Annotated in this window: 13 protein-coding genes; 10 read left to right on the forward strand and 3 right to left on the reverse strand. The window is 36.2% G+C overall.

Features of this window, described 5'->3' with window-relative positions; translation table 11 throughout:
- Positions 1-81: 81 nt before the first annotated feature.
- Positions 82-1,593, reverse strand: a complete 1,512-nt coding sequence (locus BMY13_RS04740; protein ID WP_092502924.1) for a LuxR C-terminal-related transcriptional regulator — start codon at positions 1,591-1,593, stop codon at positions 82-84.
- A gap of 702 nt (positions 1,594-2,295) precedes the next feature.
- On the opposite strand from BMY13_RS04740, the gene BMY13_RS04745 reads away from it, so the two are divergent.
- The 5 genes from BMY13_RS04745 to BMY13_RS04765 all read left to right on the forward strand — a co-directional run bounded on the left by BMY13_RS04745 (position 2,296) and on the right by BMY13_RS04765 (position 6,882).
- Positions 2,296-2,889, forward strand: coding sequence for a DUF6230 family protein (locus BMY13_RS04745; protein ID WP_092491869.1), 594 nt, complete (start codon positions 2,296-2,298; stop codon positions 2,887-2,889).
- A 23-nt stretch (positions 2,890-2,912) separates the two neighbouring features.
- Positions 2,913-3,419, forward strand: coding sequence for a DUF6114 domain-containing protein (locus BMY13_RS04750; protein ID WP_175476709.1), 507 nt, complete (start codon positions 2,913-2,915; stop codon positions 3,417-3,419).
- 42 nt (positions 3,420-3,461) lie between these two features.
- Positions 3,462-4,940, forward strand: coding sequence for a hypothetical protein (locus BMY13_RS04755; protein ID WP_092502926.1), 1,479 nt, complete (start codon positions 3,462-3,464; stop codon positions 4,938-4,940).
- A 155-nt stretch (positions 4,941-5,095) separates the two neighbouring features.
- The gene (locus tag BMY13_RS04760) at positions 5,096-6,463 is read left to right on the forward strand and encodes an FAD-binding oxidoreductase (RefSeq protein WP_092502928.1); all 1,368 of its coding nucleotides are present in this window, start codon (positions 5,096-5,098) and stop codon (positions 6,461-6,463) included.
- A 65-nt stretch (positions 6,464-6,528) separates the two neighbouring features.
- Positions 6,529-6,882 (forward strand): DUF4870 domain-containing protein, encoded by a 354-nt coding sequence (locus tag BMY13_RS04765; protein ID WP_092491872.1) that lies wholly within the window; start codon positions 6,529-6,531, stop codon positions 6,880-6,882.
- Positions 6,883-6,922: 40 nt separating this feature from the next.
- Here the strand turns inward: BMY13_RS04765 and BMY13_RS04770 are convergent, their stop codons facing one another.
- A complete protein-coding gene (locus tag BMY13_RS04770; protein WP_092502930.1) occupies positions 6,923-8,950 on the reverse strand; it encodes a LuxR family transcriptional regulator in 2,028 nt (675 codons plus the stop codon).
- Positions 8,951-9,788: 838 nt separating this feature from the next.
- Positions 9,789-9,986 carry a DUF2188 domain-containing protein gene (locus BMY13_RS04775; RefSeq protein WP_092502932.1) on the reverse strand — a complete coding sequence of 66 codons (198 nt, stop codon included), beginning with the start codon at positions 9,984-9,986 and terminating at the stop codon, positions 9,789-9,791.
- A gap of 106 nt (positions 9,987-10,092) precedes the next feature.
- On the opposite strand from BMY13_RS04775, the gene BMY13_RS04780 reads away from it, so the two are divergent.
- The 5 genes from BMY13_RS04780 to BMY13_RS19630 all read left to right on the forward strand — a co-directional run bounded on the left by BMY13_RS04780 (position 10,093) and on the right by BMY13_RS19630 (position 14,271).
- Positions 10,093-10,407, forward strand: coding sequence for a CHY zinc finger protein (locus tag BMY13_RS04780; RefSeq protein WP_092491875.1), 315 nt, complete (start codon positions 10,093-10,095; stop codon positions 10,405-10,407).
- 74 nt (positions 10,408-10,481) lie between these two features.
- Complete coding sequence (locus tag BMY13_RS04785) at positions 10,482-10,718, forward strand: ferredoxin family protein (RefSeq protein WP_092491876.1); 237 nt, start codon at positions 10,482-10,484, stop codon at positions 10,716-10,718.
- Between the two features lie 361 nt (positions 10,719-11,079).
- Positions 11,080-11,784 carry an ATPase domain-containing protein gene (locus BMY13_RS04790; RefSeq protein WP_092491877.1) on the forward strand — a complete coding sequence of 235 codons (705 nt, stop codon included), beginning with the start codon at positions 11,080-11,082 and terminating at the stop codon, positions 11,782-11,784.
- A 94-nt stretch (positions 11,785-11,878) separates the two neighbouring features.
- Positions 11,879-12,136: a hypothetical protein gene (locus tag BMY13_RS04795; RefSeq protein ID WP_092491878.1), complete on the forward strand. Its 258-nt coding sequence runs from the start codon at positions 11,879-11,881 to the stop codon at positions 12,134-12,136.
- A complete protein-coding gene (locus tag BMY13_RS19630) occupies positions 12,133-14,271 on the forward strand; it encodes a LuxR C-terminal-related transcriptional regulator (RefSeq protein WP_217649050.1) in 2,139 nt (712 codons plus the stop codon). The genes BMY13_RS04795 and BMY13_RS19630 overlap by 4 nt, the downstream gene beginning before the upstream one ends.
- The last annotated feature ends 273 nt before the right edge of the window (positions 14,272-14,544 follow it).

Raw genomic sequence — 14,544 nt, forward strand, 5'->3', positions numbered from 1 at the left:
TAAGAAAGTTTATATAATTTTTTAAGTTTTAACTGCTAAACAAGTAGTGGATATTGGCTATCCACTACTTATTAATCTTGTCTATATTAGACCTTCGCGAATAGCCTTTGCTACCGATTCAGTACGGTTTTTAGTGTCCATTTTTTGTATAATGGCAGAGATATAGTCACGAACAGTGTATTCACTTAAATTTAGGTTGCTTGCAGCTTCAATGGTGGAAGCACCCTGAGCCATAAGCTTCAGAACCTCGATTTCACGTGGTGACAGACGTAATTCACCTGTATGTTGTTTGTCATCATGTCGATCATTCTGATGTTTCGATAGAATTTCACCAGCGCTCTGACCAAATTTTGTTAGTGCTGAAAACGTCTCTTGAGCTACTTTAAAGTGTTTACCACGACCTTGATCTAGAATAGCTGCGCCTAAAAGCTTGCTGCTGGAAGATACATAGATTGGTGCAACCACGACTGAATTCAGTCCGAATTGCTGAACGTATTGGTCAGGGAATCCAAGAGTTGCATCTTCCATGTAAATCGGTTGTAGGTAACTCATACTTTTTCCAAACAATTCTAATATGCGCAGATTATTTTGGATTAACGGCAGATTACTAATGTCCTCTGTAATATTCTGAATCGCCTTATTGTCAAGACGGTGACCAAATAACCCGAATCCCATTTGATCATAAACAGAATAGGAGAAAAGTGCGCAACGTTCGAAAGGCAAATAATTAACAAACCCAGCTGTTATATTTTCCACAGCTTCGTTATAAGTTCTAGAACGCATAATGGTTTCATTGAACATGATGACAGAATCTTTCCATTGTTGTTCTTGTTTATTTTCTTTAAATGTATCTTTTCCGTATTGAAATGTTTGCAGGGCATATGTGATGAACGGCATAATATGAGAAGTATCGTGATGGTTAACACATACTAATAGCGTTAGGTCTTCATATGGGATTGTCATAACATTGTATTTGGCTTTACTATTTTCAGGCATTTGATTCAGTAATAATTCAGTTAATGAATAAATTGTATCGGCCTTCAACTCATCGCTTCCTAATAACAAATCCTGACTTAAGTTATTAAACCACTTCTCCACCGTATGAGATTGTTCTTTTTTAATAGTAATAGCTGCCCATTCAATTGGTAATTGATTGGAGGAAACAAGATTTTTTATAAAGGAATCAATCGTAAAATATTGATGATATGGTTGTTTAAGTATGTCATCACTAATCGTTGAAAATAGATATTGAACTGCCTGATGGTCATGATATGAATGATTTTCCTTTTTTTGGATGACCTTATGAACGGCATTTTCTAATAATGTAATAATAAACTGATTTGTTTGAAGTGATACAGGCTTAAGTGTAATAGCATTTAATTGATAACCATCTGTTTCATCGTCTTCTTTTGCAAAAAAATACTCTGCAAAAAAGCTGATTGTATCTTCAACATTTTTTGTTGATTTTTCTCCCCCTTGCAGGTGAGCAAGAACATTTTCCCACTCTAGTAGTATCTGCTGCTGATGTGTTTTAACAATCTCAAGGCCACTATTAAATAACCTAATCATTTGACTGTTTAAGGTTAGGGACATAACTCTTTTCCCCTTTCATAAAGCTATTCTATGCAAAGCCCTTGAAATATTGACTGTGAAGTTTTAAAGGGTATCTACAAGTTATTCTATAGAAATAGTATAAATCCTTCTTATGCAGTAAGAAAGTATAGATAATTTCTTATTGTATTAAAGTTTGTACTCCAATATAGAAGGCTCTAAAACACATAAGAATCCCATTAACGATTAAGCAAGTTTTCTAACAATACCTTTTAACAATAATAAATAAACCTGATTGTTTCAATGAAAGGAGACCTTTGTAATTATTACTCTCAATAAATAAAGATATGAAATGCTGTATATTTAGCATTGTTACTTATATTTAAATCATGCAAGTTCACAACCGACAAAAATAGGGGTAAGATCCAAAATGTTGTACCCGGGTGGGTTTCCTATCACTGAAAACAGGGTACTGGTATATAAATCATAATTTTCTTACATTATAAAGTAGGTCTAAATAGAAAATTACCTATAATTGTCGGGTTTTTTTTGTATTGTTTCTATCTTATAATAATATTAAAGAATTTTTGCTTAATTCAGTAAAAGGGAAAGGAGGGAATAAATTTGAACTTACTTGATTGGTGCTGACGTATCAATTAAGTTTATTTCAGTCTTTAATTAGTCTTTAAATGTAAGCGATAACAATACAATTTGTGTGATAATAGGTGCAAAGGGGTGTGAAGTTTGGGTGAAGAGAGGAAAGAAACAGTAGGTAGAACGTGGAAAAAGAAGTTTTTTATTGCTTTATTCGCTGGCTTTTTGGGGCTTGGAGGACTTATGTCTGTGTTCGGGTTCACCGGAACAGCGTTTGCATTACCACTTGGTGGAATTGGTGACTTTTATGTAGAATTTGATGAATTGAATGGTAAGGGATTTCAGTTATTACCGCACATTGGTGAAACAGGTGACTCTGATGCTGAACCGATGATCCGAAACAAGATAGAAGAAGTGGAGATTAAGAATTTACACATTTATAAGGATATCAAAATGCCAACAGGTGGCTGGGTAAGGGTTCATATACGAGCCTCAGGTCCTACCAAAATCAGCGGTCTGATTCAAGATGCCCGTATGATTGATGCTGATTTAAGCTTTAATGAATTGGCAATTAAAGAACAAAATACTGAAGATTTCTCAACTAATTGGTCGCAAGATGCTAAAACAATTACGATTAAGGATGCTAAGTTAGTTACGGACTACCTATTTCAAAGTGTGGTCAGTTTGGATGGAACCAAAATTTATGTCGAGAAAATTGATGAACCGGATATGACACATCAATAAATCCTCAATGGGAGGGGATAAATATGAGTAGAAAAGAAGCAAAGGCTTTAAAAAAGGAAGAAAAGTTACAGGGAAAACACCGTAAAATAGCTAATGGTGGAAAATTTCGGAAGTGGCGAAACAAAAGACCTTTTTGGGGTGCGAGTTTAATTTTCTTAGCAGGGCTAATGATTTTGTATATACCATTACACCTTTATTCTATTGCGTTTATTCCTGGAAGTTTTGTATTTATTGGCTTTTTATTTGGTGGCTTAATTTTAATCATGGGAATTTTAGATTATATATACCCGCAATTCTCAACTGTGTTTGGTGTCGTCACTATATTTCTGTCTATACTTTCAGTAATGGGAGCACTAGGAGGATTTGTGATAGGTACGATAATAGGCATTATTGGTGGAGCGCTGTCCATTGCCTGGGAGAAGCAAGAAGTTACCATTAGGGGAGTTGTGCCAAACAAAAAACAACAAGACCAGGATGAAGTACCGAATGAATTCATGGAAGATAAAGAAGTTAAGACAGTCCAGGCTTAATGTTGTATCGTACGTTTAATTTGTTAACTAGGGGAATAAAATATGAAAAATACTGCTTTAATCAGTTTCATTTTCATACTTGTATTTGGATTTTCCTTAATGCCTGCAGGAACAACTAACGTTTCGGCTGACACTGACAGTGAAGATAGTTCTAAAGATAATGGAAATAGTGGCGGTTTTATTATCGAAACGAAAAAGGTAGATGGCCAGATGGATCTAGTGGGTGCACTGCAGGGTAAAGTAAAAATTAAGGAAGGAGTTATCCACGGGTTAACCATTACGAAGGTTCTCGAAACTGGAGGGGAACAGGAACCAATGGTGATACGAATTAAATCACCAGGACCAATTCATGTGCAGAATTTGTATGCAGAAACAATAGATGGCACTCCTCCAAATATTGGTGGTTTATGTGCCCCTAGTAAAGTGGGTTGGGTTTGTCTAACAAATGTTGTAATGAAGGTTTCCAAGCAAACGGTTTCGGACATTTCCTTGCCGAATACAAAAATTGAAGCTTGTTATAAAAGCGAATGTGGGAAATTACCAGACTATAGTCCGACGACTAAAGAGAAAATAAAGGAAATTCTAGAAGAGGAGCAAGAAGAGCAAAGCAAACTGGATCAAATAAAAGAGGAACTGGAAAATGATAAACAGAAACTTGGCGCAGTTGGAGAATTAATAGATAAGGCAACAGAGACATATGAAAAAGTAAAAAATGGTACACCATCGGATGAATTAGTAAACTTGATAGAAGATACTAAAAATCTTCTAAAAAAAGAAATTGAAGATGGAGTCACCGATAAATTGAATAATTTGGTTGCCTTAACAGAAAGAATGGAAAAAGAATTGCAATCATTTCAAGATGTTTCCGGAACGTTTTCGAGCTTAGTCGACGAATCATCCCGATTGGTTAAGGATCTTGAAAATAGTATAAACACTAAACAAGAAAAGCTTACTAAACTAACCGAAAAGCATTCTCCCGCAAATGAAAGTGAACGGGAACAAGCGGAAGTTTTCTCTAAATTATTAGAGATGACCGAAACCAATAATGATGGAGCTGAAGCTAAATCTGATGAAACGGAGTCGAATGAAACTACCAAATCTGAAATAGATATTAAAACAATAAAGGAAAGCGTTGAAAAGGTAACGAAAGAAACTGAAGAAGTTAAAGAAAAAGTTAATAGTTTAAAAGTGAAAGAGGAATCCATACAAAAAAAGACCAGTACAATAACCGATAGCATAACCAGTTTGAAGGATAGCATTACAGAAACAGAAAAGAAAGCGTCCTCTGAAGAGAAAGAAAAAACCGATAGTAATACCGATGAGAACGCAACCGATAATAAGAAAGAAGAAACAGAAACAGAAACGGAATCAGAATCAGATAATGAAACGGATCCTAATTCAAATGACACAACGGATGAGGAAAATGATGGAGATTCGTCTCAAGATGAAGAAACAACTGAATTGGAAGATGTTGTCGAATCTATATTTGATCTATTTCAGGTAAGGCTCATCATACCTTAATAGAGTTTACAGCGGCTTGATTATTATTAATCAAGCCGCTGTTTTAATTGTTTAAAAAAGTATACCTGAGTATACATTACACCATACCAATCCTATGGTAAGCTTTCTTTAATCAAATGAAAGTTCCTAATCTTTAATCATGGAGGTAATGGTGAATGAAAGAAGAGGCACAAACGGATAAAAGCGGCTTTATTATTTTACCTAATCATGAACGCTATGATGAAAAAAGAAAGGTGTGGAATAATCTGATTGACAGATATCCCGCTGCTATATTTGAGTGCTTGTCAGAAGCAGATGTAATATCAGCTGTTTCCTTTGCAAAGAAGGAGAAGATGGACATTTCTGTTCGTAGTGGGGGACATCACCTGGCTGGAACTGCTGTTTGTGAAGAGGGTGTTATGTTGGATCTATCAAAAATGAACTCCGTAACTGTTGATAAGGAACGTCAAGTTGCTACCGTAGAGGCGGGTGCCATGCTGGGTGATATTGACTCTGAAACACAGAAATTAGGATTGGCTACACCAACGGGAACTGTTTCAGAGACAGGTATTGGCGGATTAGCGCTAGGTGGTGGATTTGGCTATTTGAGAGGGAAATATGGATTAACGTGCGATAATATTTTGTCAGCGAAAATGGTTACTGCTGATGGGAAATTAATTAAGGTTAGTAATGATGAGCATACTGATCTGTTTTGGGCTATTCGTGGTGGGGGTGGGAATTTTGGTGTTGTGACATCATTTGAATTACAGCTTTACCCTGTAGGTCCTAATGTTATGGCAATTGATATAATGTATGATTACAAGGATGCCAAAGAAATATTTCAGAAGTTGGATGACTATATGAATAATGCGCCGGATGAGATATCAGTGAATTCGATAATTATGCAGTTGCCTCCAGCACCATTTTTGCCTGAGAGTATGCATGGAAAACGTGTGATAGCAGTATCGGGAATGTACACTGGTGAGTTGACTCATGAAACTGAAGAGGCATTTATAGAACCGTTACAGGAACTGGCAATTCCTTTAATGGATAATACAGGAAAAACAGCATATACCGACCTGCAGAAAAAGCTTGATCAAATGGTTCCTCAAGGTGCTGAAATTGTTGGAACATCACTGTTTTTTAAAGAATTGGATGAAGCAATGCTTAACATCATTTTTGAAAGCATAGAAAATTCACCGCTTCCTATGGCAATGGCACAAATTTGGATGCTTAATGGACGAATGAACCGTGTTTCAGCAGACGAAACCGCATTCGCTGTCAGGGATGCACGCTTCCTAGTTCTTTTCGATGGTGAAATAGTAAGTGGGGACCCTGTTGGAAGTCAAGAATGGATGGATTCTGTCTATAATCAATTATTACCTTATTCCTATCAAAAAACGTCTTATTTAAACGGTGTAAAACTTGGTGAGGAAATTACACGAAATACGTATGGAGATAATTATTTTAAACTTGCAAAGATAAAGCGGGTTTATGACCCTGAAAATTTGTTTTGTTACAACCACAATATCGCACCAGAATAATTTTTGGGCATAAAGTAATATAAATATTTCATGATCTGAATAGTATTTATAAGGAGGTGTTTATTATGACTGAAGAAGTCAAATCGGAAAATGTTAATGAAACAGTTGAGGAAGAGTCAGCGGATGTTAAAGAAAATAAAGGGATGGCAATTTTAGCGTACATTATCTTTTTCATTCCACTTATTACCTCAAAGGATTCGAAATTTGCAATGTATCATGCAAATCAGGGTCTGGTATTATTTCTCTTTGGAGTTAGTGTGAGTGTAATTGGCACTATAGTCCCACTTATAGGGTGGTTACTGATTTTACCTTTAGGCACACTATGCTGGTTTATATTTGTAATATTAGGTATTATCAATGCTGCTAATGGTAAACAAAAACAATTACCATTAATCGGCAAAATAAGCCTGCTGAAGTAGTTGAAAAAAGGTAGGCAGTTAAACTGCCTACCAAATCCACTTATGAAATAATTTCCATAACACATTTTATCAACTGTGATCTGTTTTTTACTTCCATTTTCTTAAAAATCCGTGTGATATGCTTTTTAACGGTTATTTCCGCAACATATAATTCTTTCGCAATGGCGGCATTTCCTTTCTCTTCCAGTATTAGCGTAACGATGTCGACTTCTCGTTCTGTTAATGAAAATGTCGTTGCAATAACTTCCATCTCATTTTGAACAGAATTACCGTTTGTCAGCTGTTTTAAATAATTGGCTAACCTTGGACCGCGCACATCCAAAATATAAGTGGTGGACGGGTAGTTTTCTCCATAGTCATAATGCGTTGCTTCTGGGATCTTCTGGAACCCAAAATTCTCCAGTAAATCCTGAAAAAATGGTAAGGGTGTTGATACAATTATTCTTCCGCTAGTTAACAATAGCGGGAATAAGTTATATAGCATAAATGATCGTGCAGCGGTATCAGTTGAATCCGTGTAATCAAGGAACCGGATAAACCACCCCGCATTTTCATTTTCAGGGACGCTGTATTCCTTTGTATCCTGATCATTTAATCTGCTGAAATACGCACGGGATACAGGTTCTTTGGCAAGTACTTTTAGCGTGCTTACATTGATCGGTACGATGATAGATAGCCCTAATGTTTTATTATCCTTATTTTTTAATAAATGAGCATCCTTATAGTTAATTTTTTTGACATATGTGTCATCAATAAGTTCCATTTCTTTGCGGTTATGTTCGAATGAAGCATGAAAATGATACGATTCATTTGTTTCCCTATTGTAAAATTGTGCTTCGCTTTCTGAAAAATCATTTTTACGGTTTTCAAAGAATCGAGATACTTCATGGAAATTATAATCGGCAATCGGCTCTAGATACATCGAATCATCAATTTTTTCTTGAAAAAAAACACTTCGGATAAACTCATCACCTAAATGGTAGAAAAAGGACGCCGCATCTGCAGGTGAGCGATTTGTGATTGTTCTTTTATAAAAAAAAGATGCACTGCGTTGGCTGTATTTTTCAAAACGTTCAGGATGACGCAGTTTCAAATTCATCTTAATAGCATCTCTTACTAAATCATGCATAGCCCAGCCATTTTTAACAGGTTTAACGAATGATAAAGATGTAAGTGCATTAAATGTTTTTATATCAATTTCTTCCTTGAGGACAGCTGACAGACTTGATTGGTCAAAGTTAAAAAACAAGGCGGCGACTTCAATTAGACGATGTAGTGATTCGTCCTTTACTTCAAGTAACCAACGTTGAGTAAGTTCCATCAGGATATGTGATGATTGTTCATGTAATGTGCCAATTGAAAATTCTTTGTCTGTTAGTGCTGCTAGTGTGAGTGTTAATGGATGCCCATCAGTGAACTTCCACATCGCCTTAATCATGTGGCTGTTATCGATACCATAGTAATCAAGAAATGCCCGTGTTTGTGCCAAACTAAAATCTTTCAGTTCGATTTCTTTCGTTAGACTGCGCCAGGCAGGTGATTCGACCCATTCACCTGACAGGGGATGGCGACCAGCCATAATAACGAGTATGGTGGAGGGCAAGTTTTGTATAAATACTTGCCGGAACCACCGATCAAGGGCATCCATATGTTCATATGAATCTATTGCTATTATTATACGTCGATCTGATGCTAATTCTGATAAGGTGTGAAGGAATTTTCGTAATGAGTAGTTTTCGGAAAATAGCTGTGTGTGGGTATGTGTTTCAATTAAGGTGAGTATATGATCCGCAAATCCTTCAGGAGTCTGAGGGAAGTCTCTGCTGTCCATTTTTAAGAATAGCAAGCCTTCTTCATTGGAAATCCGATTGTATTCATTTAATAAGTATGTTTTGCCAACTCCGCCAGTTCCATGGATATACAGGACTTTTATATCATTATTAGTAAAATTAAGGTGGTTGTAAAAGAATTCAAGTTCCTCTGTCCTCCCTATAAAAAAATCCCGTTCAATCGATTGAATGAAACTATCCACGCTTTTGTTGCTTATGATATTATCATTTACCTCCAAACCAGGAAACACCCCCTTAATTTAACAGATAAGCAAGTATAAATCCTTTCTTACTGCATAATTGCAACTAAGGCTTGCAAAAGCCAAGTTTTCCAAAATTTAATTGAATTGTGTAACTATTATAAATATATATAGAATTATGCTTTATGTCAACTTAAGATTAGTAATATATAACTATGTATAATAAAACAATAAAACTAGAAAGAGGTTGGGGCAAAAGTGTTTTAGTCAAAGTAAAATCCGAACTATGATTCAAATTCTTGAAATAGAATTGGAATTAGTTCGAATTTATTTTGCAGTTAAGATAGTATAACTACTTTCTTAATGCATAAGTGCAACTAGGCATTCACCAAAAGGCTTTGAGAATGTCTAGTTTTCTAATGTTGCTTATTAGATATAAACTGCGAAGTAACATGGAAAAATACTCAACCGGGGCTCATAACTTCGATATGAGTGACCGTTTCTCACTATTTAAACAGATTTCGGGTTCTCATAACCCTGATGAAGACACGTTTCACGCTATTTGAACAGCGTTCGCGTTCTCATAACCCTGATGAGTGAGCCCATGGCTAGTAAGACTGCGAAAGTGTTAGCTTGAGCAGATGTTGCATTGGTACCGGAGTGGTGCAAAAGAAAATTTTCACTGTGTCGCAGTTTATATCAACTACCTATTAAATCCAACCATTGAAATTAAACGTGTTAAAAACCTATCCTGTTATTATTCATGTTAAATTTGAAAGTTTTAATTATGTCTTAGTATTTTTCTCTAGACAGTTAACTAGTAAAGGCTGCACCCAAAGTATGAGGGGAAAAGCCCCTTACCAATAAGCCAAGCTTTCTAGAACCTTTCTTCTCGGATAACATTATGTTCCTTATCCAAAATGGAAAGTTTACTTGGACTATTTTCTTTTGCCATTTCCTCTGCTTTTGCGATGGCATCATCTTTTGCTTCAAATTCGTCGGCTGGTGCTATGTCTTCCAGTTTTACTATCCATGCTGATGCATCCTGATTTGGTGCTACGCTATAATTCTTCATCGTTTAAGCACTCCTTTATAATTGGTTATACCTACCGATACCCAGGATATTATTGTATAAAACTAATATGATATACTACTTTCAGAGGTAATTTGGAGGTATTCTTATGAAAGTAAACGGAGCAATTGATGCTGAAACACGTTGTAACCACTATCATAGTGAAAATGATAGGATAGCAATTAAGTTTTATTGTTGCAACGAATATTATTCATGCTACCATTGTCATCAACAATATGGGTGTGGAGCCTCAAGAGTGTGGCCCCGAGAGGACTTTAATGAAAAGGCTATTTTATGTGGTACGTGTAAAACGGAACTTACGATAAATGAATATCTTGATAGTGGATACAGCTGTCCGTCTTGTCATGTGGCATTTAACCCTGGCTGTTCTTTGCATTATCACTTGTATTTTGACAAATTGTGAATTGAATAGTTTACTTGAAAGGCTTGTATCGTGTATTATTAACTGTAGCATGAATGTAGAGGAGGGTGCGATAGATGGCTTTTGTAATATTGGACCCATGCCGTCAAGAACAATCAGCAGAATGTTTGACTGTTTGCCCGGTTGATTGCATTGAAAAAGGACCGGAGCAATACTACATAGATCCAGACGTTTGTATTGATTGTGCTGCATGCAAATCGGTATGCCCAGTTGATGCGATTGTGGAAGAATATGATTTGACACCTGATCAGGAAACCTACTTGGAACAGGCAGAAGAGTTCTTTGCGAAATAGCAATCTATATAGAATTAGAAAAACCCCTAAACTTTGTTCAGCAGCATTAACATAGTTTGGGGGTTTTTATTTTCCAGGAATGGTTTCTAGAAATTCGGCTTCTGAATCATTAGTCCTTATTTTATGCTAAATATAGGAAAAATTCCTGCTAAACACCTTATTTTGCCGAAAGTTTTGAGTCTTTATTATTATTTATCACCTGATACTAGTAGTCGATATTAATAGGAGCAGCGTATAAGTTAAAATGAGAACAGTAGGGGATACATATCGAAAGATTGCTAGTATAAGATAGGATGTATCTTTCCTATAACTTTATGCTGTTATGGATGAATGCCCCTGACTGAAAAGGATAGGTGAGATAATGCGACAGAAAACTGTTTCAGGAATACCTGGATTAGATAACGTTTTATTTGGAGGTCTACCTCAAGGAAGTACAACTATTGTAGAAGGCGGACCGGGAACAGGAAAGACAACGTTTGGTATCCAGTTTTTACTTGAAGGTATTAGAAAGCATAATGAACCTGGAATTTTTATAACATTTGAAGAATTCCCTGAACAAATTTATGAAGATATGAGATTATTTAATTGGGATTTACGTAAGCTCGAACAGGAAAATAAACTGCGTGTTGTTGGTCTATCGCCAGAAATTCTTATGGACCAAATAGTTAACCCCGGTGGATTGTTCGAGGAAATGATTAAGGAAATTGATTGTAAGCGGATTGTAATTGATAGTATAAGTCTTATAAAATACTTAAACGGTAATGAACGGAAAATGCTTTACACATTTCGAAATGTATTACGTAAGCATGGACTGACTTCAATCCTACTTCAGGAACAATCTGCTTTAAAATCAGAAACTGCTTCAGTTGAGCATTTTGTATTTGATGGCTATATACGGTTAGCAATAAAGGTACGATTCTATACTTTACGTAAAAGAACGATCGAGGTATTAAAAATGCGCGGTACAAGGGTCGCTGATGGAGAACACCCTTATCGTATTTTAGACAATGGACTATATGTACAGAAAAGGAGCCTGCTTTCCCGATTTATGCAATCGTTAGTTTAATAGTTAACAAAGCAGGGTAAATAAGTGCAAACAATATAGGCTTACATAGTAAATGTTTTTATGGAGTAATTGGAAATTTAGAGGAGGAAATCCCATGGTAAAGGATAATCTATTGCCATTGAGGGCGGAGTGTACTATGCTATTCCAATCGAATCCTTATATGGTTGAATCGATTGATGGCTTGGAACTGCGGCTTGGAAGAGAAAAGGAGAATCTTGTTCCAGTCTTGGAACTATTGGTGAAGCAAGGAATATTACAGCTATTGGGAGATGAATCCATACCATTATACCGGTATAAAGAACCTTTTATCATAACGGAGCTTGAAAGTAAAAGTACACCTGAGGGTACATGAACCAAAATATCGAAGTATTGAAAGAAATTCTTGATATATCCAGTGAACGTTTCATGCTTTCCGTTATAACGACAGATGTATATGGGGAACCTGTACTGCCGATAAAAGGGGATAATAGGCTTTGTACAACATTGCTTCACCAGCAACATGACAGTTTATTGGCTGTTATGAAAAAGACATTAAAAGAAGCGAAAAATATAAAGAATCCATTGGTCTACGAAATATGGCCTGGTATTCATACAATTATAGCCCCTGTAACATCAGGAGGAACTACATACTTTTTATGGGCGGGCTTAATGATTGAGGAAGAAACAAAACATTTAGTTAAGAAACAATTGGAAAATAACTATCCTGATGTTAATGGATGGGAACGTGTTCTTGATGAAACACCGATACTTACTATAGAGAAAAAGCGTGAATGGATTAGTTGGATTAATAAATTGATCAAACTCTCTTCAGCATATTCTGACGAGAGAAGCGAATATGTATCCTACCAATTATATAACGACTTGCTCATGGATGCCTTCCAAAACAGTGATTTAGAACTTAATGCATTAATGGGAAAAATTTTTGGCAAACGGAACGATTTTGATTTTATGGGACTAGCTGAAAAGCGGGAAGAGGAAACCTACTCCATTACAAGTGTTTCAGGGGAAGCTGCACAAGGATTATTAAATGCGGAATTCTCAGTAGGGGAAGGGTTTTTAGGCCGGGTCCTTATAACCGGTGACAATGAGTACTGGGAAAATATTAAGAATGATCCAAGATCGTATTTTTTTAATAAATTTCAATTTCATCCTGCAGCCTTGTATTGTTTTCCATTTACAAAACATGACGGGTCATTAGCATTGTTTTTTGGCGGTCATATTACACGTAATACATTTTCTAAAGAACTTGAATATGCCAAAACGTTAGCTATCATTCTGGAAAACAGCCTTTTAACTGGTGCTTTGACTAATGAGAATACCCAGCAGCACCAACGTTTATCATCGCTTGTTGAGGTATGTAAAATGATGGTCACTAGACCTGAATACAAACGAATTATTTATATATTAGTAGACATTAGTCTTAGCTTGGTGGAAGGCCCCTTCTCATGCATGGTCCTAAAAGATTCAACAAGTGGTAAAATGAAACTAGTCTCTCGTGGCGATCATAATGAAAACATGGGTGTATACGCACAGGATGTCATAAACCGGTATTATAACCATTCACAGAGGATCAGTACAGATGTTGTGTTAAAAAATAGTTCAGACGAAACGAGATGGGAACATCCAGTAATTGAGTGTCCATTATTTTATAAGGATGAGCTACTTGGCGTGTTATGTGTCGGTACTAATTCAATGGCCCAATCCCGATTAAATGAGGACATGAAGTTTTTACAGACTCTATCGATTATTGGTGGCACCACGTTACAATTAGCACAAAACCAGGACGGTGGTAAGGATGATAAGCAAGTGTACTCCTTATACAAAGCAACTGGCCAGTTTGATCCTGCAGCATTCGTCAATGCTAAAAAAGCGTCACAAATGGCAGGTGAATTCACCGGAAAACTGGGGCTGTCATCGTGGAATGTTCAGGACTTAATCAACAGTTGCCTCCTTTTTAATTATAATCCAGCTTTTATTAGAGAAATGATCCCTGATAGCAGAGTTGCAAGCATCGTGGAGGATGCCAAAGATCTGATAGGTGAAAAATCAACAGTTCAGTGGGATGAAGTAAGCTTAGAAAGTCAATCTTTAGCAATTATTTTAACTTATGTGAAATATAATAATCTGGAAATAATTAAGTCCTTTACATCTAAGCCAAGTGAAATCATATCTAAATTTATAGCATTTATTCATGATGGGCAACTAATTGAAGAAGAAGTCTCAACTGAAGCGTTCCAGAGTAAAGGAAATATTGAATCCATTGAACAGACCATTAAGGAATTGAAGATTTCCCCTAGAGAACAAGAAGTGCTCGACCTTGTTATACAAGGTTTGAATAACCGGGAAATCGGAGAGAAGTTATATATTAGCGGTCATACCGTAAAAAACCATGTTACAAGGATTTTCCAAAAACTTGATGTATCGGATCGTGCTCATGCCATATCAAAGGTATACCAATTAAGGTATGAACAATCACATTCTAATTAGACCTCCCTTTTAGGGGGTCTTTTTGCGTTGGGTATTTAGACTTATCGTGTGTTAAATGTCGAATTTTGCAGGTTAATTTACATATTTTTTGTACCTTTCAGCACGGGTTTCCTGGGTCATAAGTATTGATAATTGGCTTTCTTCCCTAATTTATAGGAAGGCATTCTCAATATCTGGAATTTAGAATAACGGGAACGCTGAGGGATGCCTTATTTATACAATTTTCGGCATAATAGGACATATAGAATTGCAAAAGCAGCTGTGCAACAGAAA

Origin of the sequence: Virgibacillus subterraneus, from assembly GCF_900110695.1 — a bacterium.
Classification (GTDB): domain Bacteria; phylum Bacillota; class Bacilli; order Bacillales; family Amphibacillaceae; genus Lentibacillus; species Lentibacillus subterraneus.

Bases quoted from the DNA above. Each gene is read 5' to 3' on its own strand.
- BMY13_RS04740 (WP_092502924.1), bottom strand. From the start codon at position 1,593: ATGTCCCTAACCTTAAACAGTCAAATGATTAGGTTATTTAATAGTGGC.
- BMY13_RS04750 (WP_175476709.1), top strand. From the start codon at position 2,913: ATGAGTAGAAAAGAAGCAAAGGCTTTAAAAAAGGAAGAAAAGTTACAG.
- BMY13_RS04755 (WP_092502926.1), top strand. From the start codon at position 3,462: ATGAAAAATACTGCTTTAATCAGTTTCATTTTCATACTTGTATTTGGA.
- BMY13_RS04760 (WP_092502928.1), top strand. From the start codon at position 5,096: ATGAAAGAAGAGGCACAAACGGATAAAAGCGGCTTTATTATTTTACCT.
- BMY13_RS04765 (WP_092491872.1), top strand. From the start codon at position 6,529: ATGACTGAAGAAGTCAAATCGGAAAATGTTAATGAAACAGTTGAGGAA.
- BMY13_RS04775 (WP_092502932.1), bottom strand. From the start codon at position 9,986: ATGAAGAATTATAGCGTAGCACCAAATCAGGATGCATCAGCATGGATA.
- BMY13_RS04780 (WP_092491875.1), top strand. From the start codon at position 10,093: ATGAAAGTAAACGGAGCAATTGATGCTGAAACACGTTGTAACCACTAT.
- BMY13_RS04785 (WP_092491876.1), top strand. From the start codon at position 10,482: ATGGCTTTTGTAATATTGGACCCATGCCGTCAAGAACAATCAGCAGAA.
- BMY13_RS04790 (WP_092491877.1), top strand. From the start codon at position 11,080: ATGCGACAGAAAACTGTTTCAGGAATACCTGGATTAGATAACGTTTTA.
- BMY13_RS04795 (WP_092491878.1), top strand. From the start codon at position 11,879: ATGGTAAAGGATAATCTATTGCCATTGAGGGCGGAGTGTACTATGCTA.
- BMY13_RS19630 (WP_217649050.1), top strand. From the start codon at position 12,133: ATGAACCAAAATATCGAAGTATTGAAAGAAATTCTTGATATATCCAGT.